Genomic DNA, 22,309 nt, shown 5'->3' with positions numbered 1-22,309 from the left:
TTCATGTAATTCACCACTTGCATCTAAAATGGGATAAGCAACTGATGTTAAATGTGAATTTATTCGTTTTAAATCCCTGATCATGTCGATATGCAAGGCTGAGGATTCAATTGATTCAATGCGGCCTTCCCTCAGCCGATCGAGGTGCTTGTCTCCACCACGTTGTTCCATATCCCTGAACTTCTCTTTACCAGCAATAAGCTGTCTGGCGATATCGACGTCACCAGATACAAAAGCCGTCATCGCCAGCTGCATCTGGTCCAATGCCATGCGATGTAGCTCGACCAACTCAATCCAACCTTGGTCAGAGAATTCAATTCTTTTCTTAATTTTGGTATTTGCTATTTCAAGCAAATTTTTATCAATGATATCCCCAATGTGTTCTAGGTTGGTCGTAAATGAAATCAGCTCGACACACCGGGCACTTGTATCTTCATCCAACTCACTCACACTGACCTGCGTGAGATATAATTTGATTGCTTCGTGAAGTTCATCAACTTGATCATCTGCATTGCTAACTTCTTGAAGTAATACGGGATCATTTGTTTCAAAGACACCAATACATTTACGTAACATTTCTTCGACAACATCTGCCAAACGCAGGACTTCACGGGTAGCACATGCCACAGCAACTGTTGGAGTATTGATAACACTCTTATCCAAGTATTTTGGCTTAAGATCATCATCAGTACCAACACCTTCGGGTAAAGCGCGTTCCATTAAGCTCGACATCACACCAACAAGAGGCAGAAAGACAATCGCAAGCCCGATGTTAAATATCGTATGGAAATTAGCCACCTGACGACCGACATCTGTGCCACTCAATTCTGCAACATAAGGCGTGATAATTTCCATCAATGGTAAAAGGATAAGAACACCCGCAAATCGAAAGAGCATATTCCCCATGGGTATACGTCGAGCTTTTGGCGTTTCTGACATTGTTAAGGCCATAGGAACAATACCAGCACCGACATTTGCCCCTAAGACCAGAACCAGAGCCAAATCAGCGGAAACGACCCCAGCGACACTCAACGACATTATCAATAAAACCATTGCCACCGACGAATGCGTGATCCAGGTAATTAAAGCAGCCAAAATAACGGCAAACAACGGGGCTTCGGACAAAGCAGCCAGAATGTTTTGCAAAACCACACTATCACGCATTGGCTCAGAAGCACCAACCACCAGCTTCAGTGAAAGCAGCATCAAGCCAAGCCCAATAAACACGCGCCCCAAGTGGCGAAGTGTCATTGTTGGTCTTGTGGTAAAACAAACAAATCCTATTAAAATCAATACTGGTGATAACCAGGAAATATCCAGCGAAAGTATTTGTACGACAAGCGTAGAACCGACATCTGCCCCCAGCATCACTGCCAAAGCAGGCCCAATCGCGATTAATCCTTTTCCTGCAAAAGCAACTGTAAGTAATGCCGTTGCCGTGGAACTTTGCAGGATACCGGCCATACCGATGCCCATACCAAATGAAGAAAGCGTGTTTTTAGTGGCCGATCCTAAAAATCGGCGAAGCTGACTGCCATATGCACGCAACACACCCGTGCGCACCATTCTTGTCGCCCACAATAAAAGAGCAACACCACCAGCTATTTTTAACAAAAGGTCAAAACCAGACACGCTTATACTTACCTCATTCAATGATTTTTTGGTTACAGAATACTACCCGCGAATAACGCAGCACCACACCTACCCTGTGGCAGATCATTCCAGAATTAGTATTTGTAGCTTTAAGCTCCTCTTGCAGACAAGATCAATTTCACAAAAGTGTCACAATATAGAAATATTTTCATAACAATAAAATGTGGCATTAACAACACAATATCAACAAAATTATATCTATATACACCATTTTCCTAACATTTATACATTCATAGTTGAATTCGAAACAGTATTTACGTCAAAATAAAAGAATTATTTATATTGTGACGTGATATTTAACATACATCAAATCGATATTATATATGAATATTATAACTAAAACCTATGTATAAAAATATTCATTCCGCAACAACACCAATGATAATAGCGCGCTCTATAAAAGCACCTTTATAAAAAACAGGCCCCTTCTAAGAAGAGGCCTGTAAACAACCTTTTAACTCAATTGCATCTCAGAGCATTGGTCCGGGGGATTCCAACGCATGCTCTAACAACCCTTTGGTGACATACTCAAAAGCCTCATCCTTAGAATCTGTAACCAGATAGAGATCAAGATCTTCTTCGCTTATGGTGCCAAACTCGCAAAGCGCTTCAAAATTCACCACCTTGTTCCAATATTCAGACCCAAAGAGAACTATTGGCATCTTCTTTTTTATTTTTTGGGTTTGGATAAGTGTTAGCAATTCACAGAATTCATCAAGCGTACCAAACCCCCCTGGCATCACCAGAACCGCTTTGGCCAGATAGATAAACCAGAACTTACGCATAAAGAAATAATGAAACTCCAGAGCCAACTCTCGCGTAATGTAGGGGTTTTCACTTTGCTCAAAAGGCAATGAAATGTTTAAACCTACATTAATCCCCTTACCTTCCGAAGCACCTCTATTAGCTGCCTCCATAATCCCAGGGCCACCACCCGTGCAGACAACAAAACGGCGCTCATCATTCGTTAAAGTCTTGGACCACTCCGTAAAACGTCGTGCTAATTCACGCGTCTCCTCATAATACCTGGAGACCTTCATCATTTGCTCAGCCTTACGTAAACCCTTTCCGGAACGCTTAGCCTCGGCCATCGCAGCCAGAGCTTCTTCCTCTGACTTAATACGGGCAGAACCAAAAAAAACTATTGTGTCTTCAACGTTAAATTTTTCAAATCGATTTTGCGGACCAAAATACTCAGAAAGAATTCTTAACGGTCGAGCATCCCCAGAGTCCATAAAATCATCATCGTGATAAAACTTCGGAATATCATATGCCTTATCGTCCATGTAATACCTTTCAAAAACACTCTATAAATATCGCCCCATAAATATATGAGAACAAAGTCATTTTAATAAAAATAACATCACCATTTTATAGATCAGCTTATTAAGCAAAATTTAAATCACGAATATTTACGAAAAAAAACTTTCTGAAAATTTTCGATAACAACCTACTGCTGATCTTTTTTCCAAGCCTCGTGTAGCTTGCGTCCAACCTTTCTCAATGCGCTATTAACCTGAACCTGATGACTGTCATTTACAGAGCTGTATAATCCACCAGCCCGCCACACTTCTACACGCCCAGAAAGCTCCTGCTGGGTAGCCGGATTGTAATAGCGCGTGTTTGCGTACAACGTGACCTCAACGTTACTGACGCAATTGGTCTTTTCAAAAATGACTGTCGTTACCCGAGTATGCAGCCAATAAGACGATGAATTACTCAGACGAATACCGCCTTCGGGAATCCCCCCCAATAAAGCACGCTCAAACGCCTCTCTACTCAGCCCACACTGTTTGCTATAATGCCCCAGGGGTGAAATATTTAATTTAATATCCTGCACCCCGGTTAAGGGTCTTGCATTCGCGGACACAGAGAAACCTGCAATCAACACGGCCAAGAAAAAAACAATTTTACTTACGAACTTTACCATCTCAATCCCCTTCATTATTACACAACAACAAACATAACACACCACAGTGCCTGCAATGATAGTATATTGATGACTATCGATAAAAATGTGACCCTAACAAGGCCAAAGTCTTGTCGGGCCGCTTTAGCCAGATTAAAACGTACTCGCATTACCGTTTAGCGAAGTATTTTCCATCAGAAAGACAATTACTTACCTGTCATTAACCATTTATCGCTACCTTAAGCACAGAGACCCTCCATTAAGGAAGGTTACCCGTTTAGCAATTTTAGATGAGGGTCGTGATTATCACTCGCCCGCTGGAGAATTTATGCCTTACGTATCACGATCACACGATGGAAAAATTACCAGCATCCATCAGGAAGAAACAAGTACAGCAAACGAATTTTTGGAAACTGACAATCCTGAACTCACGGCCTTTCTGGTACAAATGGGACAACAACAACAAGACGGAAAAGAAGGCGAAATACACCAAGAGCTCGTAGCTTCCGACTTCGAAATGATCCGCGTTTTGGAAGATCTGATCACAACTCTAATCGATAAACGTGTACTCATGATGACTGATCTACCGAAAGCCGCCCAACGAAAGCTTTCTCAACGGTACTCATTAAGAAGCAAGCTTACAGACCTTGGCGGAATCGTAGGACAAAACGACGACATAATGCTTCCCTAATACTTTTCACGCCAGTTTATACCAATATTGAATTACAATGTTTTTACGACATCCTGTATCTTATCCCTCTTACAAGAGATATATAACTGGCTTTATTTAAATAAGGGAACATGCCGAAACCCATTCTTCCAGTTAACTTTGCAGACCAAGCCCCAAAAGCAAGGATCGTGCAATACAATAAGAAGCGCTATTCCATCAGGTTAGAGCCTGTTTTCTGGCGCGCCCTCGAAGCTGTTGCCAATGAGCATGAGCTTAAAGTTGGTAAATTCATTGGTAAACTAGAAACAATTTACGAAGGCCCAAATTTTTCATCGTTTTTAAGAGTGTTCTGCATGGTATCAGCAGAACGTCAATTAGCGTCGGCTGAAGTAGATACACATAAAGACACCCTCGTATCCATCATCAATGCAAGCCCCAGCCCAGCAGCACTTATTGCCCAAGACATGACAATCGTATCCAGCAACAATGCATTTTACAGCTGGCTAGGTGAAGACAAACATGCTTTGGAAGGCACAACCATAAACAAATTATTCCAGCTAAGAACAAAAGGCTTACTGAAGGACAGCTTAAGCGAACTCTTATCCCTTCAGATAAACCATATAGATGCCAGAATAATAAGAATGATCCCCGGTAAAGTGATAACCGCACAGGCAAGAATGGTCCGTGCCAGCCTATTTAATCACAAGAAACAATACCTCGTTATCTGGATCGCAAGCGCACCAAGAATAGCTGCCCCCAAACAAGCATGACTTCGGACAGCCTTATAAAAATTATGGTTTAAGATCAGCGAAAGGCACCTTGAAAGAAAGAATCCCGTACCTACTGGAGAAAAATCACATCCCGGTTTGGATTGTAATTTCGCCTTCGCTATAGAGGGTCAAACCGCTGGCAAAGCTATACACATTAAGCCCGGTTACGTCGATACCAGAAGCCGTAACATGTGAACTGGCGACACCACATGACACCAAAAGTTCTCCGGCTTCTAAAAATATCTCGTTACATTCACCAGCAAAAAGAACAACGGCACCAGATTCATCTGGCAAAAGATCATCGAGATGAAGGGACACAATATCCACCTTATCATCGAAAGAGGTTTCAAAAGCAGAATAGAAAAAATCATCAGAAACCAATGGCCCCTGTTTATTTTTCACGGCACCAACAGCCGTAGTATCTTTTACGTTGGTACTCATCTCTACTCGCAAGCTCAAAAAGAATAATTTTACATAACGTTTCTGCTATATATAGCATTTATTGTAAATAACAACTCACATTTTCACACACTATACAAAAAACAAACAATAGCTTTTAATTTGTGGCGTTCTCATAAGGAAAATGACAACGCCACACACAGCGATATAAACAACACAAAAAAAGGGCGCCCAATCAGGCGCCCTTTAATTACCAACAATCTCTCAGTAGAGATTATTCGATCAGACCATCAGCCCATGACTTGTGATCAACACGTGCCTGCTCTGGCGCTTGCACACCAAGATTAGTCATCAACTGACCGCTAAGAGCAAGAATACGATACGAAGCAAGCTGCTCATTCGTCATTGCAGAGATCAACTGTCCACGAGAAGTGAAGAGTTCATTTTCTGCATCGAGAACGTCAAGCAATGTACGCTGTGCGACATCAAATTGGTCACGATAAGAATCGCGTGTTTCTGTGTTGTACTGAACAGAAGAAGCAAGATCAGTTACAGACTGACGATTTGATTCAAGCGCGAACCAAGACTGACGCATTTCACGTTGCGCATCAACAACAGAGCTGTAACGCTGGTTCTTGCTTTCAGACAAACGAGCCAACGCTTCTTGTCTTGCAGCACGATCAATACCACCGCGGAAAAGGTTCCAACGCAAGCGAAGCATTACTGAATTGTTTTGCTCGTATGAACCCGGAGTTGCATCGAACTCATCGCGATGTTCTGTTGAGGCCTCAAGATTTACTGAAGGGTAGAAAGGAACTTCAGAGAGTTCAACTTCCGCCTCAGCAGTACGAACATCAGCTTCAAAGATACGGATTGTAGGATTGCTGTTCACAGCCAAATCTACAGCTTCGTCCAAACCACCAGGCAGCTCAGATGAAAACGCTTCAGGCGTATCCAGATCTTCAGGGAAGTGACCAACAATACGCGTATAGTTAGCTTCCGCATCACGCAAATCGTTGTAAGTTGTTGTTAGTGTATTTCTTGCACGAGCAGCACGCGCCTCTGACTGAGAAACATCTGCACGGCTACCGCCGCCGCCAGCAAGACGCTCTTGCAGGTTAGCAACAATATCAATGTGAATCTGTAGGTTGTTTTTAGCCAAATCAAGCAATTCACGCTGTCTCAAAACTTCAAGATACGCGCCAATTGCATCAAGAGCGAGGAATTCAGCATTTTCTTGAACGCGGTTAGCAGCAGATTCGACTCTGGCTTTCTCACGTTCAACTGTAGCACCAGCTTCGAAACCGTCAAAGATACGCTGCTGAAGGGTAATTGAAGCATCAGTAGGATTAATCACATCGTGCTTACCAGTACCACCGCCAGCACGAGATGTTGAATCATCGTTGCTTTCAATTCCGGCACCAGCAGAAAGATCAATCTGCGGGAGGTAAAGGCCACGTGCCTGACGAAGTTCTTCGTCTACAGCCTCACGGTTGTGAGCAACAACCCCGATATCCGGGTTCGTTGCAAGAGCTTGTGTAATTGCTTCTTGCAGTGTGACTGCCTGAGCAGAAGACATAGCTGGCACAGCTAACGCACTTGCTAGAAGTACGGTTTTAAAGCTAACTGCCAATGTTTTACCCAACTGGCGCATTGGTATTTTTCCCCCGATGCTTCCCTGTGTTCATTGACGAATCACAGGCAAATAAAATGACTAATTCATAACCAACAAATAGAATACTGTGGTTCTTTTACAATCCACTGGTCTCCAATGTCAAGAATCCAATAGAAACCAGGGCCATTTAAGCAAGCCTGTTGCAAAAAAACCACACCCGAATTCTCTCCATAAGATTTGGCGGTAAACGCTTACTCACGATTGCCCATACATTTTATGGAAAAAATCTGTTGTTCATCGCAGAAGCTATACCAAAAACCAAATACCTTCAAGTTTCAATTGTGGTTTTTCATGAACTTTTCACACCCTATTGGTGTTTTCCGTTCATATCAAATCCCTTAGAGGGTGTATTCCTTACAGCTCCTTGGCGTTCTAAAGCCCACAAATAAGGAATTAAGGACAATATAAACCACCAATAAATACATCTGAACTATGGAGTTATGCATAATAACCCTAAAGACTTCGCATAACTAAAGAATACTAAAGGTTAACCTTTTAACCAAGCATACGAGACGCAGAATGAACGGATTAATTTTGATTTTGAAGATTACAATCAAAGATTTCCTTTGAAAAGCTCGGCTTAACCTTGCGAACAATCGATGGAGATTAGGGCGCAGACCAACAAATCAACAGAAAATCAATATTGATAAATACGATGATAAAATATTTGAGAGAGTTAAAGTGGTGCCCAGAGGTGGATTTGAACCACCGACACGCGGATTTTCAGTCCGCTGCTCTACCAACTGAGCTATCTGGGCACCGTGGGCTTGCCAAACTCGTTGGCCGCCGATGAAGGGCTTATAGAAAATGATTCAGGCTCTGTCCAGCCCTATTACAAAGAAAATGTAAAAAAAGAGAATTTTCTTATATTTTCAAACGTTTAATTACAATATTTCATCATCATCAACATTGCCTATCGGCCGTTCTTCTGTAGGAATCCGGTAGCCGCCATCAAGCCAGCGATTCAAATCAACATCAGCACAACGTTTTGAGCAAAACGGCTTGTATTTATCAGCCACCTCGCCTCGGCACACTGGACACAACAATTTACTTAGACTTTTCTTTGGCATTATCTTTCACACAAGGTTCTATTCAAACACAACACGATCATCAGCACTTAATTCAGGGTCGACAGACAGGCTGATCTTTTTCCCGATTTTTTCTTCAATATACGGCAAAGCATCGCAGCCACTCAATGATTGCACGACTTTACGAGAAGCGACAATTGATGATCCAACTTGCCTGTTCCGCATACTTTCCGCCCAAAACCTTCTCAATCCTTCTAGGCCGACGATAGCTGGATCTTTTTCGTGCCCTAACCTACCGATACCAACAGGCCTAAGCAGTAAATCCTGCAAGCTCAATCCCGCCCTCTTCCTGGTTAACTCCTGTAAGCCAGTCATATAAAGCGGCAGTAACTTATGCCCAACGCTATCAGCTTTGAGCTGAGACTTAAAACTTGCCTGTAGTTTTTTCCTATGATCAGTGGACTTCATGTAAGGAAAGTCGATGACAATACGTCCTGCGATATTTCTGAGCTTCAATTGTCGAGCGATTTCATCTGCGGCCTCAAGATTAAGCTGATAATGAAGCGCTTCAGCCCCACCATTATGCTGCATTGATCCTTTATTAACATCAATCGCGGTTAACGTCCGGCCTTGTTCAATGAGCAAATTTCCCCCAGAAGGAAGTGGGATTTCAGTTTCGAGTATATGCTCTATCTGTTCCTCGATTCCGACAACGTCGAAAAGATCTGGTCGCTCGGCTGAATGTTTAATACTGATCAGGTTAGCTCCCCCCCCACCAAGATAGCTTTTGATCTTTTGGGCAATCCCAGCATCAGTTACCTCTATAAACTCAATCGGTTCTTTCTGTTGCAAGATCCATTCACCAAGCCTATCAACCGTCTTTAAAACTTGTACTTTTGCAGGAATATTGTCGTGTAACCGAGCTTTTAAGCGTACACCTTTACCGTCAAAAGCCTCTCTTACAGCTTCAACACACAGAAACGTTCCCTCACTAACCGACTGGCCACCAAGCGATTTCGGGATATCTTGAAGAGGTAAAAAACCTGGTTGCGACAACCCAACATCAACAAAAGCAGCCCCCAAACCTTTATCTATTCCAACAATACGACCGACAAATTGATTTCCAACGACTTGAGGCTTATCAGACCGTATAACAAGGACATCTTCCAGTTTTTCATCCACCAAACGTGCAGCACGAATTAATCCCGGAAGATAATCTATGTAGATTTCATTTGTCATACAGCTTTAAAAACCATTCCCAACCAACATGTTTGCGACTTCTGGTAACGATAGCCCAACAACATTTGTGTACGACCCGCCTATCCAAGGAATAAATACAGCTGCCCCCCCTTGGATTGCGTAACCACCCGCCTTCCCTTGCCAATCTTGGGAATCTATATATGCATCAATTTCGTTCTGGTGAAGACGCTTGAACTTTACAGCCGTTGTCACAACTTTTTTTATTACATCACCATTCGGCAGTACAAGAACATGGCCAGTCAAGACACGGTGACGACGCCCAGAAAGTAAGGACAAACAATCACGCGCATCGTGCTCATCTTCTGCTTTGGGCAAAATTCGCCGCCCAACGGAAACCACCGTATCGGCAGCAAGAACAAAAGCACCATCATGCCGTCCAGATATCAGCATAGCTTTTTCCAAAGAAATTCGCTTCGCATAATCAAGAGGAAGCTCTCGATTTTTAGGCGTTTCGTCAATATCTGCAGGATCAATTACATCTGGCTTAACCCCTAATTGTTCCAGTAAATCCCGCCTGCGCGGAGACCCTGATGCCAATACAAATGTAGCTGAAGACTGACGAGAAAATAATTTCATAGACTATACAATTCTTAACTTTAAGACGCAGAACAAGTTCGACCTTATAAACAGGAAACAAGGTGAAGAGTGCTCTTAAATAAGCACTCTGGCTAGATAACAAAATTCTTGCTTCCAAACAATGACCTTCACCAGCAACCAACATCTAATGAAAAATTAGCAAAAAAGCTTTACTGACCAATGGGAATTGTTAAGCTTTTATGTATAGTATATGGCATTGAGTTTCTTTTATTCTGGAGGGGGAGGAAACGACAAGTATGGGCATACGCTTCGCATCGACCCTATGCGTCCTACTTTTGCTTTGTTTTCCAGCAAAAGCTGAAAAGCTTGTTCTTGCCTGCAATGAATGGACCCCCCTTGTTGATAGCAAACAAGAAAACCATGGACTTTTTGTTGATATATTAAAAACAGCCGGGCAACGTGTAGGTTACGACATTGAACACCTGATTTTGCCATGGAACAGATTGGTTGCTTTAACAAAAACTGGTGAGATTGATGGCATATCATGCTCGACTTTCATCGCCGATAACCAAGACTGGGTAACCTATACCGATCAAGCGTTTTGGGTTACTGAAGTTGGATTATTTGTTAGAAATGACAGCCAGATAGAGCTTACACAGTTAAAAGAACTTAAACAGTACACTTTTGGCGCACTAAAAGGTGGGGCCTATACAAAGGTATTACAGGGGCTAATTGATGATGACATCAAACTCGTCTTTTACCCCAAAGAGGCAAATGGTATGAAGATGCTAATTGAGAAGCGTTTTGATATTCTCTTCACAGGCAATATTTTAGGTAATTATATCCTGCAAACAAAAAAATTGGATCAAGCTGACAGTATCATTTATCTGGAAACATTGTTTTTGGAAGATATTCATCCGGCTATTAGCCATAAAAGGGCCGATGCAGATATAATTGCTGACCGTCTAAGTGAAGGTTACAAGCTGATAAAAACAGACGGAACGCTCGAATCCCTGTTTAAAAAGCACAACCTCTATCCAAGCTCTTACAATGTAAAACTAACAAATTGACATTACAGGTTTGGTTTTAGATCAAGCGTAAATCTTTCCTCTATTTTCTTCTTCAAAAAGTTTCTTACCTGTCGATAGGCTTCTAATCTCGTTTCCCGGCTACCTTCAATAAGCGTTGGATCAAATGTGTGCCAGAATTCAACATCGCATGCCATCGTACGGGTCATCTCAACTGCAGAGTGTTGAGCTTCGGGAGAAAGGCTGATGATTAAATCGAACGAGCTATCTTCCAAATCTGAAAAATTTTTGGCCCGATGTTTTGAAATATCAATACCTATTTCATCCATAACCTCAATAACAAAACCGTCAATTTCTTGAGATCGCACCCCGACAGAGTCCACAAAAACCTTATGCCCAAGCAAGTGCTTTAAAATACCTTCGGCCATAGGCGATCGTACCGCATTATGCGTGCAGGCAATAAGGACCGCGTCGGGAAGATCGCTCAACTCAACGCCCCCTGACGTGATGAAGGGCACAAATAAGTGTAAAGAGACGACGGGCAGTATTAAAATCCATTTCAATTTTGCCTTCGAGCCTCTGTTGTAAAATTTCAGATCCCTCGTTGTGCAGTCCGCGGCGCCCCATATCAATAGCCTCAATCTTCATTGGGCTGGCCATTTTAATGGCCTCAAAATACGTCTGACAGACGGAGAAATAATCTTTGATGACGCGGCGCAAAGGTGTCAGAGAGAGAATATGTTCACACAAGAACGCATCCCCTTCTCTGTCAATTCTGAACCTTAGGCGATTTTCAACGATAGCCAAATCCAGTACATAAGGCCCGGCTTCAGAACCGAACGGCACAAAGTGGTTCTGCTCCAGAATGTCGTAAATCGCAATCGCACGCTCTTTTTCAACATCGGGCGAACTACGCGCCAGAGATCCTTCATCCAAACTAATATGGGAAAGATAATGACAAGACTTCTGATCATCCTGCTCCATGTTCAGTCCCCCAAAACGCCCATAGTCCGTATCACACCACGGCCAATCGTGGTGGTCCCCATACTATGCCAGCGGAATAATAAAAAGGTAAAGCCCCGATCTAGAACAGAATAACCCGATTTGCGCTTTATTCTTTCAGAGCAAATCGGGTTAGAGCTTTTTTTCGGAAGAATAAAACCTAATCTTCCAGACGCAAAGAAACTGATAAAGCGTGCGCGGTAAGACCTTCCTCTTTCGCAAGTGTCACCGCGGCTGGGCCGATTGCTTTCAAGCTCTTGGCATCACAGGAAATCAAGGATGTACGCTTCATAAAATCAAGCACAGACAGACCTGATGAAAACCGAGCGGATCGGGCCGTTGGTAACACGTGGTTAGGTCCGGCCACATAATCACCAATGACTTCAGCAGTGTGACGCCCCAAGAACATAGCACCAGCATTTCTAATATTAGCAGCCATCACATCTGGGTCATCAACAGCAATTTCAAGATGTTCAGGAGCAATTCTATCTGTCAGGGCAACTGCCTCTTGAAGGTCATCAACTAGGATAATTGCCCCATGATCCTGCCAGCTTTTGCCAGCAATCTCACTTCTGGACAGAGCCTGCAAATGAATACCTACTGCTTGCTTTACAGCCTCGGCAAAGTTGGCGTCATCTGTGATCAAAATTGATTGCGCGGCGGTATCGTGCTCAGCCTGCGCCAGAAGATCCGCCGCTATCCAACGGGGATCATTTTGACCATCAGCAATAATCAGAATTTCTGATGGCCCCGCAATCATATCGATACCAACAGTACCAAAGACCTGTTTTTTTGCTGCGGCCACGTAAGCATTACCAGGACCAACAATAATGTCGACAGGATTGATTGTGTCCGTGCCATAAGCCAGCGCACCAACCGCTTGCGCACCACCGATGCGATATATCTCATCGACACCAGCAATAGAGGCAGCTGCAAGAACCAATGGATTCAGAATACCATCTGGTGAAGGAACGACCATCACCAATCGATCCACACCAGCAACTTTAGCAGGCAAAGCGTTCATCAATACTGATGACGGGTAACTTGCCAATCCCCCAGGAACATAAAGCCCCGCAGCCTGAACCGCAGTCCAGCGATGACCAAGCTGGACACCAACTTCATCTGTATACTGCAAATCTTCTGGTTTTTGCCGTGCGTGATAATCGGTAATCCGTTTTGCAGCCAGTTCTAACGCCGCAATAGATTCAGGATCACAGGATGCAACGGCGTCATCAATCTCAGCCGCAGAAACAGATATTGAATCTTTGTTCAGTTCCAGACGGTCAAAACGTTTAGTGTAATCAAAAAGAGCCTCATCACCCCGATGTTTTACATCAGCTAAAATCTCGGCAACGGTATCGTTTACATCAGAAGAAACTTCACGTTTTGAGGAAAGAAGGTCAACAAAACGACTTTCAAAATCGGCAGAATTAGCTTTGAGTTCACTTGGCATTAACCGCCTCCTGAAAGCTGCGGACCCAGTGATTGATTTCGTCGGGTCTGGTCTTAAGAGCTGCGCGATTTACAATAAACCGGGACGAGACACCGGAAATCTGCTCGATTTCAGCCAAGCCATTTGCTTTTAGCGTAGCGCCGGAAGAAACCAGATCCACAATACGACGGCACAGACCAAGGTTTGGCGCCAACTCCATAGCACCATTCAACTTGATACATTCCGCCTGCACACCACGGGCTGAAAAATGCTTCTTGGTTATATTCGGATACTTCGTTGCGACACGAATGTGGCTCCATTGCGAAGGGTCTTCATTTTCCAATAGCGTCGTAGGCGCGGCCACGGACATGCGACAGTGTCCGATATCCAGATCAACAGGTGCGTATATTTCAGGATAGTCAAATTCCATAATAACATCGCTACCTGCCACCCCGAGATGAGCCGCACCAAAGGCAACAAAAGTCGGAACATCAAAGCTCCGCACCCTGACAAGTTCCAGATACTCAACATTGGTAGCAAAACGTAACTGACGACACTTGTCATCAAAGAATGACTCTTCGGGTACCACCCCTGCACTTTTCATCAAAGGCAGAAGTTCTTTAAGAATACGTCCCTTTGGGACAGCCAGGACCATCGGTTCGATCTTGGGCATAATATTTATCCGTTTTCTTAACTAAGGCCTGAGAAAAAATAAGATTTGTGAAATCTCTCTACAGGCCTGAAATAATCTTTGTCTTGTTCTCTATCACGCTTCTTCCGGGGAGCGTGTACCCTCTGGATGCTTGTCTTGTTCGTGGCCAGCATCATCGACACCATGTCGAGGCTGATTTAGTGTTGGCCACGGCTCACTGATATCATCCATATGGCAACGAATTTGTGACACCACCAACCGAATAGCCGCACCACCAGAAAAATGGAGCGTAATATAACCGGGTATCGCTGCAACTGTCAGCAGGTTGAGGATCTCGTCTTTGTTTTGAAGGTCCACACCTTTGGTCTGAACAGATTTCACCTTGTCAAAACAAAGCCCTGTATTAACCCGATGAAAAGTTGGTAAATCATCAACGTCTTCAAAGGAAACATCATCTTGTTCCGCTTGTCCTTCGGGTGTATCAGGCGCAGATAAAGCACGCTCACGAAGCTCTTGCGGTAACATTTCCCAGCAAAAGCGATTAACGACCAACACAAATCGTTTCTCTTCGCGCAAATAGGCTACATCACACAGAGGAGCCAGGGAGTCCTGAAGCAAGCCCGAGAGTGTGCGAATGTCCTCGGCGTCACGCGCTCTGATCTTCAGTCTTTTTCCCTCAGTCATGTCTTCAAATTCCCAACTGGTTCCTATTTAAGCACTATTCGCCCTTGATACGTTCGATATCGGCACCACAGGCAGCAAGTTTATCTTCAACACGTTCATAACCTCTATCGAGATGGTAGACACGGTTTAACACAGTTTCACCATCAGCAACCAGCCCTGCCATAATAAGAGAAAAACTTGCTCTTAGATCAGTCGCCATCACTTCGGCCCCGGTCAATTTAGCTTGGCCTCTCACCAAGGCAGAAGAACCGTGCACTGTAATATTAGCGCCCATTCGACATAATTCTGGTACATGCATAAAACGATTTTCAAAAATCGTCTCGGTAATCATCGATGCCCCATCTGCAGTGGACATCAATGCCATTGTCTGTGCCTGCAAATCTGTAGGATAGCCCGGATAAGGTTCTGTCATAATATCAGCCCCCATAACCCGCTCTCCTGAACAGCTTGCAATCATGCCATTTTCAAGTTCTTTGATATTAACACCTGCATGGGCCAACTGGTCGATCATGGAACGAAGATGTTCTGGGCGCGCGCCAATTAACTCCAGCTCTCCACCAGTCATCGCCGCCGCCATGGCATAGGTCCCGGTCTCGATACGATCAGGCACAACAGTATGGGTATAGCCATGCAAACGATCGACACCTTCAATCGTTATTGTATCAGTACCAGCACCCTGAATTTTAGCGCCCATTCCCATCAGACACTCGGCGAGATCGACAACCTCGGGCTCGCGCGCCGCATTAATCATACGAGTTGTACCTTTTGCCAACACCGCAGCCATCATAATATTTTCTGTCGCACCAACAGATACTTTCGGGAACATGACTTCACCACCGATCAGGCCTTTTGGTGCCTTAGCGTGAACATATCCCTCTTTAAGTTCGATTTCAGCGCCCAGTTGCTCCATACCTTGCAGATGCAAATCAACAGGGCGAGAGCCGATTGCACATCCTCCCGGCAAGGAGACTTCCGCATGACCTTCACGAGCAAGCAAGGGACCAAGAACAAGAATAGACGCCCGCATTTTTCGAACCAATTCATACGGGGCCTTGGTTGTCGTTATCGTCTTGGCATGCATTTCAAGAACACGCCCGGCACAACCTTCACTTCCGGCAGAACCATTCATGTGCAGCTCAACACCATGTTGAGCCAAAAGGTTTGCAAGAGTCGTAATATCAGCCAGATGAGGAAGGTTTTTGAGTGTCAGCACTTCATCAGTCAACAAAGAAGCCGTCATCAACGGCAAGGCCGCGTTTTTGGCCCCTGAGATCCAAATTTTGCCTTTAAGCGGATTACCACCGCGAATTTTAATTTTATCCATCGTACTTTACCGTTTCTGCCTGGTTATCAACTGTCAGACAGGACTATCCAAAGGCTTTGTTCAAATCGTGGCGTTGATTTGTTTAAAGGATCTCAATTCCCAAAATAAATCGTCTTACTTTTGTTACAGAGCTTAGGGCTAAATAATATTCAAATGCCCTAAGCTATAGTGTTTATCCTCAGCGGATAACTTCATTACAATCGAGGCAGGGTAACGCCGCGCTGCTTCATGTATTTACCTGCGCGGTCTGCATAGGAAACATCGCAATCGCCCTCACCCTTCAAGAAGAGAAACTGACAAACCCCTTCGTTGGCATAAATTTTTGCAGGTAAAGGTGTTGTGTTTGAAAACTCCAAAGTCACATGACCTTCCCACTCTGGCTCCAACGGCGTCACATTCACGATGATACCGCAACGGGCATAAGTGGATTTACCCAAGCAGATAACCAGAACATCGCGTGGAATACGAAAATATTCAACGGTCCGGGCTAACGCAAAAGAGTTCGGGGGAATAATGCAGACATCATCATCCTTTTCCACAAAGCTCTGATCAGAAAACTCTTTTGGATCAACAATGGCATTATGTACATTGGTAAAGATCTTGAACTCTTTGGAAACTCGTGCGTCATACCCATAGGAACTGACACCGTAAGAGATAACTCCCTCACGTCTTTGAGCCTCGACATAAGGCTCAATCATACCATGGTTTTCGGCCTGTTCTCGAATCCAAGTATCCGGCATAATTCCCACGGCATATCCTCCCAATGTTCACCGATTCCATTTTCTTGCACGTCAATGACATACAAGGCCATAAGCCTTCTACTGTCTTCCGCCCCAAAGCTCAAGATTGAAGATAAGGAGAATGGCAGATTTGTCGCGATAATTTATCCAAAGATGTATAGGCAAATTCCGAGAGATCACCAATGCAAGAGGTATGCATTACATTAATTGCGCCAAACTACTTGCGCTCGCGAAGCTGACCTTTCCTCTTTTTGAGGTTATCTCTCAGTGCCTTTGCTTCACGCTCCAGCCGTATTTTTGTCCGCTCTGCCATTTCCTTTTCGGCATTGATGGACTTCTGGCTGCGCTGTTTATTATCAGTAAGGCTTTCGCCTGCCGAACTTTCGGTCTTGTCATCATCTGTCATGGCCGCAGATTGCAAAGTCTTCCCCCTCAGGTCAAGCCTCAAGCCGACAAAACAACCCATTATCATCCCACCTACCATTCGTATAGCATATAAAGGGATGACAAAATTTTATAAAAAGATAAAAATAAGACTTGCATTAAAATGCGGGCAGAGGCATATAACGCCCGTCTAAACAAGGCCGTGGTAGCTCAGTGGTAGAGCACGTCATTGGTAATGACGGGGTCGGCAGTTCAATTCTGCCTCACGGCACCATTTCAAAATGTAAAAAATCAAACGCTTACAACATATATTTATTTTAAGTATGCGTTTTCGATGCATTGCATCATTTATTCTGATTTCAACCCTCAATCAATCCAACAATCCAAATTGTCAAACCCCATTTCAGACAAGTCAATGTCGCCCGAATTCTTATAAACCACCTTGTGTATTTGGGGGACAGTCGCACCAACCATTCCATCAAGGCCGTCGCGGGTTTGTTTTTCTGAAAGTCGATAAGCGTTTTCAAGTGCAGGTCGATCCATGTCAATCTTAGCAATAACTTTCACAACCCGCCTAATAATAATCAGAACACCTCCGGCAGATCAGTCCACCTCGTCGTGTATTTGGGTGACACCACTCTCTCGCACATCTTGTCCGTATCTCATCGATCAGCTTTGATTTAATCAGTATCACTTTACTAATCATTTCTTTTTAGATACGAGGCTATACACAAGTCTAATACAAAATCAATCTACGTATAAGAAAAAGCTTAACCCTATAACAGGTCACTTTTCTCATGAAAATTTCTTGGATATCCCGAATTAGAAAAAGATGGATTTTTAATCTTTATCAAATCCGCCTATTTTTAATGCCAAAACATAAAAAGCGTCTCTTTATTGATTGCGGCTCAAACCTTGGCCAAGGTTTTTCATTTTTTCGCAAGTACTTTCCTTGTGAATATTATAACTACATTTTACTGGAACCAAATCCAAACTGTGCATCAGCGCTTAGAGAAAAGTATCAAAATATTGATAATTTAGAAATAATTGAATCGGCCGTATGGATTGATGACGGCCACATGAATTTATTTGGTTTAGTTGAGGATGGTCGTGGGACACAATCCGATGGAGCCTCTATTATAGAGAACCACAACAATGCTTTTTATAATTCAAACGCTTCGAAAGCCACAAAGGTTCAGACGATTGACTTTGCGAGATTATTAAAAGAGAAAGCCAATTTTGATCAAATAATAGTGAAAATGGATATTGAATCTAGCGAATATGATGTTCTCGAAAAATTAATAGACGAAGAGCTTCTAGATAAAATTGATTTTATGTTTATCGAGTTTCATAGCCAATATATGGCAAAAGATACTAAACATTCCATCGAGGAACGTGAACAAAAGATAAAAAAACACCTGAATGGCAAGCATAAGCTCTATATATGGCATTAACGTTTTTTGAACCGCATCGAATTTAAATAATGCCTTCAACGTTTAGTTATAGCTGCCCATTCATAAAGAAATTTAGCTGGTTTAGTTAATTTGATCGCGTGGTCCCGCGCCTTGCGCCACCGATATTGCCGTGACTGGCATTTATGCTCGGAACTTTAATCGAACTTGCTTTACGGTCAAAATGGCTATCTTGTTTTGCTCTTCTGTTTGGTCTGACAGATCTACTTTATGAGTCTTCTTTACTGATTTAACGGCCCTTGCCTTTTCCCGTTCGCGTGCCCTCGCTTTTGTCTTGAAATCTCACTTTTTGATAATAATTTTTGAAGTATAGGTTAATCAAACATCCAGACACAAACAATCCTTAACAATATTATCGCGATAAAAATTAAAAAAAAGAAAATGTTTAAATAGCGTTCACGCCGTAACTTCTTATGGAGAAACTTTAAATTAACAACAATATTGGAAACTTAATCCAATTTACTGTAACGATATTGTTCAACAAAGTAATTATGTTAACGCCTGACTTTCATTTAAACTTCTTAACAGTGCCCTCCCCCTGTGCATGATTAACAATTGCCGAATACCCTTATTGATGGCATTATTCATACCTCGCTCGTAGTGTGTTTCTTGCTGTGTAAAGTTTTGATGACAAAAGATGTTATCACATTAGCCCCTATAACCTTGCCTTCGGATAACGCCAATATCCTATTGTCGCAAGGGCTTGAATGGTGGGAAAATTCTGGTGGTGTTATTGGCCGCGATCAGGCAACAACACGTATACTAGAAAATCTACAGATATCTGTCATACAGCGAGAGGACCGCATCCCCCCGCTTATCCATGCTGGCAACACATCGGTAACAGCCCAGGTATTCGGGCACAATTGGGCGAAAACCTGCTCAGGATCAACTCTTCCAGATGCTGAGTTTGATCTGGCCGTTACAGAATCGTATATAAAAGTTCTCGAAGAGAATAAACCGGTTGCCCATGAAGTGGTGGCACCACTGGCTCACCCTGTGAAGGGAAATTGTCTGGTTAGTTATCAACGCCTACTTCTACCCTGTCGCTTTAAAAGTGGGGGAAATGTTATTGGGAGTATAACAAGCCTGAAATCATTTTATGTTCAGCAAGATATTCCAAATCATGGCGCCCCATCCAAACCAACCAATCGCTAGGATCGATCTCGCGCGGTTGCTCCACCCAATGAGAACCGATGGGTTCGCAGTGAAAATATCCTTCTTTAAGCGCAAAACCAGACAAACAAAGTCTTTCCCCCATGAAGCCATAAACAAAATCCGGGGCCCATTTAAGTAGAGCAACGGACAGAGCCAAATGAGACATAATGCCCCCAAGGTTCATCCGGGCACAGGACCGATCAACCCATACATCACCATGATAAACAACTCTACCGTTGATACGTTGAGCGCCGGGGCTGGACGTCGCCATCAGTTTTCCACCATGTAAGCGCTTGAGCTGTTGCTGCCACAAAGTGGCTAAATTGATTTCTCCCAATTCAGAAAGACGCATAACCTGTGTGCTGACAGTATTGCCATCCTGATCAAAGCCTCTGATCCAAAAACCATCTCGAGGAAGAATATCGAAATACTTGGCACTAAATGGCTCGGAAAGGCGCTTCCTATCTTCTATCGAGTTACAAATCTTTTCCAGTTCTTGAAAATCCTCACACATTTCTATCGCAACCCCTTTATCAGATAACGTAGCCTCTATATCCGATATCTTCTTTGTTACAGCCTGTATTATTCTTACTTTTTGCATTCGAACACCCTCACTCCCCAGCAGTTAAGAACAGCATCTCAATCAACAACAGATAATGACTTTCCTAAAGACAGCGAGAATGGCTGCCCCGAATTTGAAAAACACACCATACAGGAAACAAAATTTGGTGGGAGGAAATGACGCCGAAAAGATCACAATTGCGTGGGATCGTATCTTTATCCTGCCATCAGGGATCGAAATAAATTATCTTGACGTACGCAAGAAACTAACCTGTTGATATTTTATGATAAAGAAATTAGTTCCTGCTTTATTGCTCGTGCTGACAATGGCCATAACCGCTCTCAACGCTGCGGTTTCCGCAACAGAAAATAGTCTCTGTGGAGAGGTTGGGAATGCCTGCCAGGTAAAGCTCGGCACGTACAATATATCTCTACCTAGGACCTCTCTATCCAGCGCTTCTCTTTCCGGTACAAAAAAAGATCACAAGATTCCCGCAGTTATTTTTTACCACGGTGCCGGAAGATCAGGAGCCGACACCCTAAAAAATACCACAATGATCAAGGCAATGAACAATCGTGGATATGCCGTCATTGCCCCCAGTGGCCTTAAACGACCAAACTCTCGGTTTGGAATGGGATGGTCTTTTATACCGCAACGAAAGAAAATGCGTGACGAACTCGCCTTCACCCGTGAAATCATTCAGGATGCGGCCCACAAATTTAAAATTGATCGTGACAAAATTTTGATGAGCGGCTTTTCTATCGGCGGGTCCCTCGTGTGGTATTTAGCCTGTCAGGATAATCAGGTTGCCACAGCCTACGCACCCATTGCCGGAGCATTCTGGGCACCAGAACCAATCGCCCAAGAGTGCAGCGGGCCCATAAAGCTGATGCAAACACATGGCTGGCGCGACAAAACCGTCCCCCTTGAAGGTCGCCCCCTCGGCGGAGGGAGCATTCAACAGGGTGATGTATTCCATAGTCTGAAAGTTATCCGGGAAGTCAATCAATGCGAAGGACTTCGCGCAGATGAATTTGATACGAGCCCCGTAACATCTGGCTCCACCCTCTTTTGGCAACGTTGGTGGACGCGGTGCAATCCTGAAAGTAGCTTACGACTAGCCCTTCATACCGGGGGCCATTCCATTCCAAAAGGCTGGACAAAAATGGCCTTGGACTGGTTTGAGCAAATCACGGGATCATCAAGAACAACGAATTAAAAATTCTTGTTTACTTTCAAACAAGAACAAGTGTTCCCGGACATCCCCAAAGCATTTCCAATGTTCACGAGAGCCTCATTACGAATATTTCAACACAGATTATAACTTATTCCTTGTCCTTTTAGCTGCACCATACCCGATTGATGGCCTTGTTCCCTATATTGTAAAAGCAGTTTTTGAGAAACATCAAGAGCAACTGAAACAGATTTAACCCAAGGCAATTCTCGCGTTAAAACAAGCAACCCTTCTGGGCCGTATAATGTAACTTTGAATGGCTCTACCATCATTTTATCCTTAAAATAATTAAGAACAAAATAGGAACACTTCTGAAGATTGGCAAGTGTCAAATCCACAGTATAATCAGCCCATTCACTCAAAGGAATCGCAATGGAACACAATGAGGCCGCGCGTAGAGTTTTAGAAAACTACGCCGAATCCCCCGAACCACAATATGCACTTCTCATCGAGGCGGCATGGGGAGCGGGAAAGACCCATTTTGTTGAAACGGAGCTGGCCAAACAGCTAGCGAGCGACAAGGCCCGCTATGCATCGTTGAACGGCGTAGATTCGCCGCAAGCGTTTCGCCGGAAAATCCTGAGCAAAAGTTATTTGTCCGTCGACACAAAAGCCGCAGAAAACTTCGGCAACTTAGTCGGCAAACTGACCAAAACAGGCAACGTTGGCAGTTTAATCCGCGACTACGCAGAAGCCCAAATGCTCGCGGATTTACCTGACATCCTCATCTTCGACGATC

27 protein-coding genes and 2 tRNA genes are annotated in these 22,309 nt (G+C 43.7%); 8 read left to right on the top strand and 21 right to left on the bottom strand.

The features are described 5' to 3' along the window. The 3 genes from Q0241_RS00795 to Q0241_RS00785 all read right to left on the bottom strand — a co-directional run. Positions 1–1,632 (bottom strand): Na/Pi cotransporter family protein (locus tag Q0241_RS00795; RefSeq protein ID WP_299371587.1); only part of this gene is annotated, 1,632 nt, incomplete at its 3' end. A 491-nt stretch (positions 1,633–2,123) separates the two neighbouring features. After that, positions 2,124–2,939 (bottom strand): LOG family protein, encoded by an 816-nt coding sequence (locus Q0241_RS00790; protein ID WP_299371584.1) that lies wholly within the window; start codon positions 2,937–2,939, stop codon positions 2,124–2,126. Positions 2,940–3,103: 164 nt separating this feature from the next. After that, a complete protein-coding gene (locus tag Q0241_RS00785; RefSeq protein ID WP_299371581.1) occupies positions 3,104–3,583 on the bottom strand; it encodes a hypothetical protein in 480 nt (159 codons plus the stop codon). Between the two features lie 307 nt (positions 3,584–3,890). Between Q0241_RS00785 and Q0241_RS00780 the strand changes: the two genes are divergently transcribed. Both Q0241_RS00780 and Q0241_RS00775 read left to right on the top strand, forming a co-directional pair. After that, complete coding sequence (locus Q0241_RS00780) at positions 3,891–4,253, top strand: hypothetical protein (protein WP_299371579.1); 363 nt, start codon at positions 3,891–3,893, stop codon at positions 4,251–4,253. A gap of 110 nt (positions 4,254–4,363) precedes the next feature. After that, the gene (locus Q0241_RS00775; RefSeq protein WP_299371576.1) at positions 4,364–5,002 is read left to right on the top strand and encodes a ribbon-helix-helix domain-containing protein; all 639 of its coding nucleotides are present in this window, start codon (positions 4,364–4,366) and stop codon (positions 5,000–5,002) included. A gap of 84 nt (positions 5,003–5,086) precedes the next feature. Here Q0241_RS00775 and Q0241_RS00770 read toward each other — a convergent pair whose 3' ends face one another. The 6 genes from Q0241_RS00770 to Q0241_RS00745 form a co-directional block, all read right to left on the bottom strand. Next, the gene (locus Q0241_RS00770) at positions 5,087–5,443 is read right to left on the bottom strand and encodes a hypothetical protein (protein ID WP_299371573.1); all 357 of its coding nucleotides are present in this window, start codon (positions 5,441–5,443) and stop codon (positions 5,087–5,089) included. Between the two features lie 232 nt (positions 5,444–5,675). Further along, positions 5,676–7,055 carry a TolC family outer membrane protein gene (locus Q0241_RS00765; RefSeq protein ID WP_299371570.1) on the bottom strand — a complete coding sequence of 460 codons (1,380 nt, stop codon included), beginning with the start codon at positions 7,053–7,055 and terminating at the stop codon, positions 5,676–5,678. A 703-nt stretch (positions 7,056–7,758) separates the two neighbouring features. Continuing rightward, positions 7,759–7,834: transfer RNA gene (locus Q0241_RS00760), tRNA-Phe, on the bottom strand. A gap of 126 nt (positions 7,835–7,960) precedes the next feature. Further along, positions 7,961–8,146 carry a DNA gyrase inhibitor YacG gene (yacG, locus tag Q0241_RS00755; RefSeq protein WP_299371567.1) on the bottom strand — a complete coding sequence of 62 codons (186 nt, stop codon included), beginning with the start codon at positions 8,144–8,146 and terminating at the stop codon, positions 7,961–7,963. Between the two features lie 18 nt (positions 8,147–8,164). Then, positions 8,165–9,343, bottom strand: a complete 1,179-nt coding sequence (locus Q0241_RS00750; RefSeq protein WP_299371564.1) for a ribonuclease E/G — start codon at positions 9,341–9,343, stop codon at positions 8,165–8,167. A 6-nt stretch (positions 9,344–9,349) separates the two neighbouring features. Beyond that, positions 9,350–9,940, bottom strand: a complete 591-nt coding sequence (locus Q0241_RS00745; RefSeq protein ID WP_299371561.1) for a nucleoside triphosphate pyrophosphatase — start codon at positions 9,938–9,940, stop codon at positions 9,350–9,352. 257 nt (positions 9,941–10,197) lie between these two features. On the opposite strand from Q0241_RS00745, the gene Q0241_RS00740 reads away from it, so the two are divergent. Then, positions 10,198–10,971, top strand: a complete 774-nt coding sequence (locus tag Q0241_RS00740; RefSeq protein ID WP_299371558.1) for a transporter substrate-binding domain-containing protein — start codon at positions 10,198–10,200, stop codon at positions 10,969–10,971. Positions 10,972–10,973: 2 nt separating this feature from the next. Here Q0241_RS00740 and Q0241_RS00735 read toward each other — a convergent pair whose 3' ends face one another. The 8 genes from Q0241_RS00735 to Q0241_RS00700 form a co-directional block, all read right to left on the bottom strand. Next, complete coding sequence (locus tag Q0241_RS00735; RefSeq protein ID WP_299371555.1) at positions 10,974–11,417, bottom strand: low molecular weight phosphatase family protein; 444 nt, start codon at positions 11,415–11,417, stop codon at positions 10,974–10,976. A gap of 1 nt (position 11,418) precedes the next feature. Further along, entirely contained in the window at positions 11,419–11,913 is a 495-nt protein-coding gene (locus tag Q0241_RS00730; RefSeq protein ID WP_299371552.1) for a UPF0262 family protein, read from the bottom strand. A 178-nt stretch (positions 11,914–12,091) separates the two neighbouring features. Next, positions 12,092–13,384, bottom strand: a complete 1,293-nt coding sequence (gene hisD, locus Q0241_RS00725; RefSeq protein WP_299371549.1) for a histidinol dehydrogenase — start codon at positions 13,382–13,384, stop codon at positions 12,092–12,094. Next, the gene (gene hisG / locus Q0241_RS00720) at positions 13,374–14,036 is read right to left on the bottom strand and encodes an ATP phosphoribosyltransferase (RefSeq protein ID WP_299371546.1); all 663 of its coding nucleotides are present in this window, start codon (positions 14,034–14,036) and stop codon (positions 13,374–13,376) included. The genes hisD and hisG overlap by 11 nt, the downstream gene beginning before the upstream one ends. Before the next feature lie 93 nt (positions 14,037–14,129). Beyond that, positions 14,130–14,699, bottom strand: a complete 570-nt coding sequence (locus Q0241_RS00715) for a DUF2948 family protein (protein WP_299371543.1) — start codon at positions 14,697–14,699, stop codon at positions 14,130–14,132. A 34-nt stretch (positions 14,700–14,733) separates the two neighbouring features. Then, complete coding sequence (gene murA / locus Q0241_RS00710; RefSeq protein ID WP_299371540.1) at positions 14,734–16,023, bottom strand: UDP-N-acetylglucosamine 1-carboxyvinyltransferase; 1,290 nt, start codon at positions 16,021–16,023, stop codon at positions 14,734–14,736. 194 nt (positions 16,024–16,217) lie between these two features. Continuing rightward, positions 16,218–16,772 carry a dCTP deaminase gene (dcd, locus tag Q0241_RS00705; RefSeq protein WP_299371537.1) on the bottom strand — a complete coding sequence of 185 codons (555 nt, stop codon included), beginning with the start codon at positions 16,770–16,772 and terminating at the stop codon, positions 16,218–16,220. 208 nt (positions 16,773–16,980) lie between these two features. Continuing rightward, complete coding sequence (locus tag Q0241_RS00700; protein WP_299371534.1) at positions 16,981–17,229, bottom strand: hypothetical protein; 249 nt, start codon at positions 17,227–17,229, stop codon at positions 16,981–16,983. Positions 17,230–17,346: 117 nt separating this feature from the next. Between Q0241_RS00700 and Q0241_RS00695 the strand changes: the two genes are divergently transcribed. Beyond that, positions 17,347–17,421, top strand: a tRNA-Thr gene (locus tag Q0241_RS00695). A gap of 92 nt (positions 17,422–17,513) precedes the next feature. Here Q0241_RS00695 and Q0241_RS00690 read toward each other — a convergent pair. Both Q0241_RS00690 and Q0241_RS22510 read right to left on the bottom strand, forming a co-directional pair. Further along, a complete protein-coding gene (locus Q0241_RS00690; RefSeq protein ID WP_299371531.1) occupies positions 17,514–17,714 on the bottom strand; it encodes a hypothetical protein in 201 nt (66 codons plus the stop codon). Positions 17,715–17,731: 17 nt separating this feature from the next. Continuing rightward, a complete protein-coding gene (locus Q0241_RS22510) occupies positions 17,732–17,797 on the bottom strand; it encodes a DUF4113 domain-containing protein (RefSeq protein ID WP_366941140.1) in 66 nt (21 codons plus the stop codon). Positions 17,798–17,944: 147 nt separating this feature from the next. Between Q0241_RS22510 and Q0241_RS00685 the strand changes: the two genes are divergently transcribed. Together Q0241_RS00685 and Q0241_RS00680 are read left to right on the top strand one after the other, a co-directional pair. Then, a complete protein-coding gene (locus Q0241_RS00685; RefSeq protein ID WP_299371528.1) occupies positions 17,945–18,601 on the top strand; it encodes an FkbM family methyltransferase in 657 nt (218 codons plus the stop codon). Between the two features lie 573 nt (positions 18,602–19,174). Further along, a complete protein-coding gene (locus Q0241_RS00680) occupies positions 19,175–19,774 on the top strand; it encodes a hypothetical protein (RefSeq protein ID WP_299371525.1) in 600 nt (199 codons plus the stop codon). Here Q0241_RS00680 and Q0241_RS00675 read toward each other — a convergent pair. After that, complete coding sequence (locus Q0241_RS00675; protein ID WP_299371522.1) at positions 19,686–20,375, bottom strand: hypothetical protein; 690 nt, start codon at positions 20,373–20,375, stop codon at positions 19,686–19,688. The two genes, Q0241_RS00680 and Q0241_RS00675, sit on opposite strands and share 89 nt — an antisense overlap. Positions 20,376–20,619: 244 nt before the next feature. Between Q0241_RS00675 and Q0241_RS00670 the strand changes: the two genes are divergently transcribed. Beyond that, positions 20,620–21,555 (top strand): dienelactone hydrolase family protein, encoded by a 936-nt coding sequence (locus Q0241_RS00670; protein ID WP_299371519.1) that lies wholly within the window; start codon positions 20,620–20,622, stop codon positions 21,553–21,555. An 89-nt stretch (positions 21,556–21,644) separates the two neighbouring features. On the opposite strand, the gene Q0241_RS00665 is transcribed toward Q0241_RS00670, so the two are convergent. Then, complete coding sequence (locus Q0241_RS00665; protein ID WP_299371516.1) at positions 21,645–21,908, bottom strand: hypothetical protein; 264 nt, start codon at positions 21,906–21,908, stop codon at positions 21,645–21,647. A gap of 34 nt (positions 21,909–21,942) precedes the next feature. On the opposite strand from Q0241_RS00665, the gene Q0241_RS00660 reads away from it, so the two are divergent. Continuing rightward, the coding region (locus tag Q0241_RS00660; RefSeq protein ID WP_299371513.1) for a P-loop NTPase fold protein at positions 21,943–22,309 on the top strand (367 nt) is incomplete at its 3' end.

Origin of the sequence: uncultured Kiloniella sp. (assembly GCF_937128705.1) — a bacterium.
Taxonomy (GTDB): Bacteria; Pseudomonadota; Alphaproteobacteria; order Kiloniellales; family Kiloniellaceae; genus Kiloniella.
This window is presented reverse-complemented; position numbering and strand designations above follow the sequence as displayed.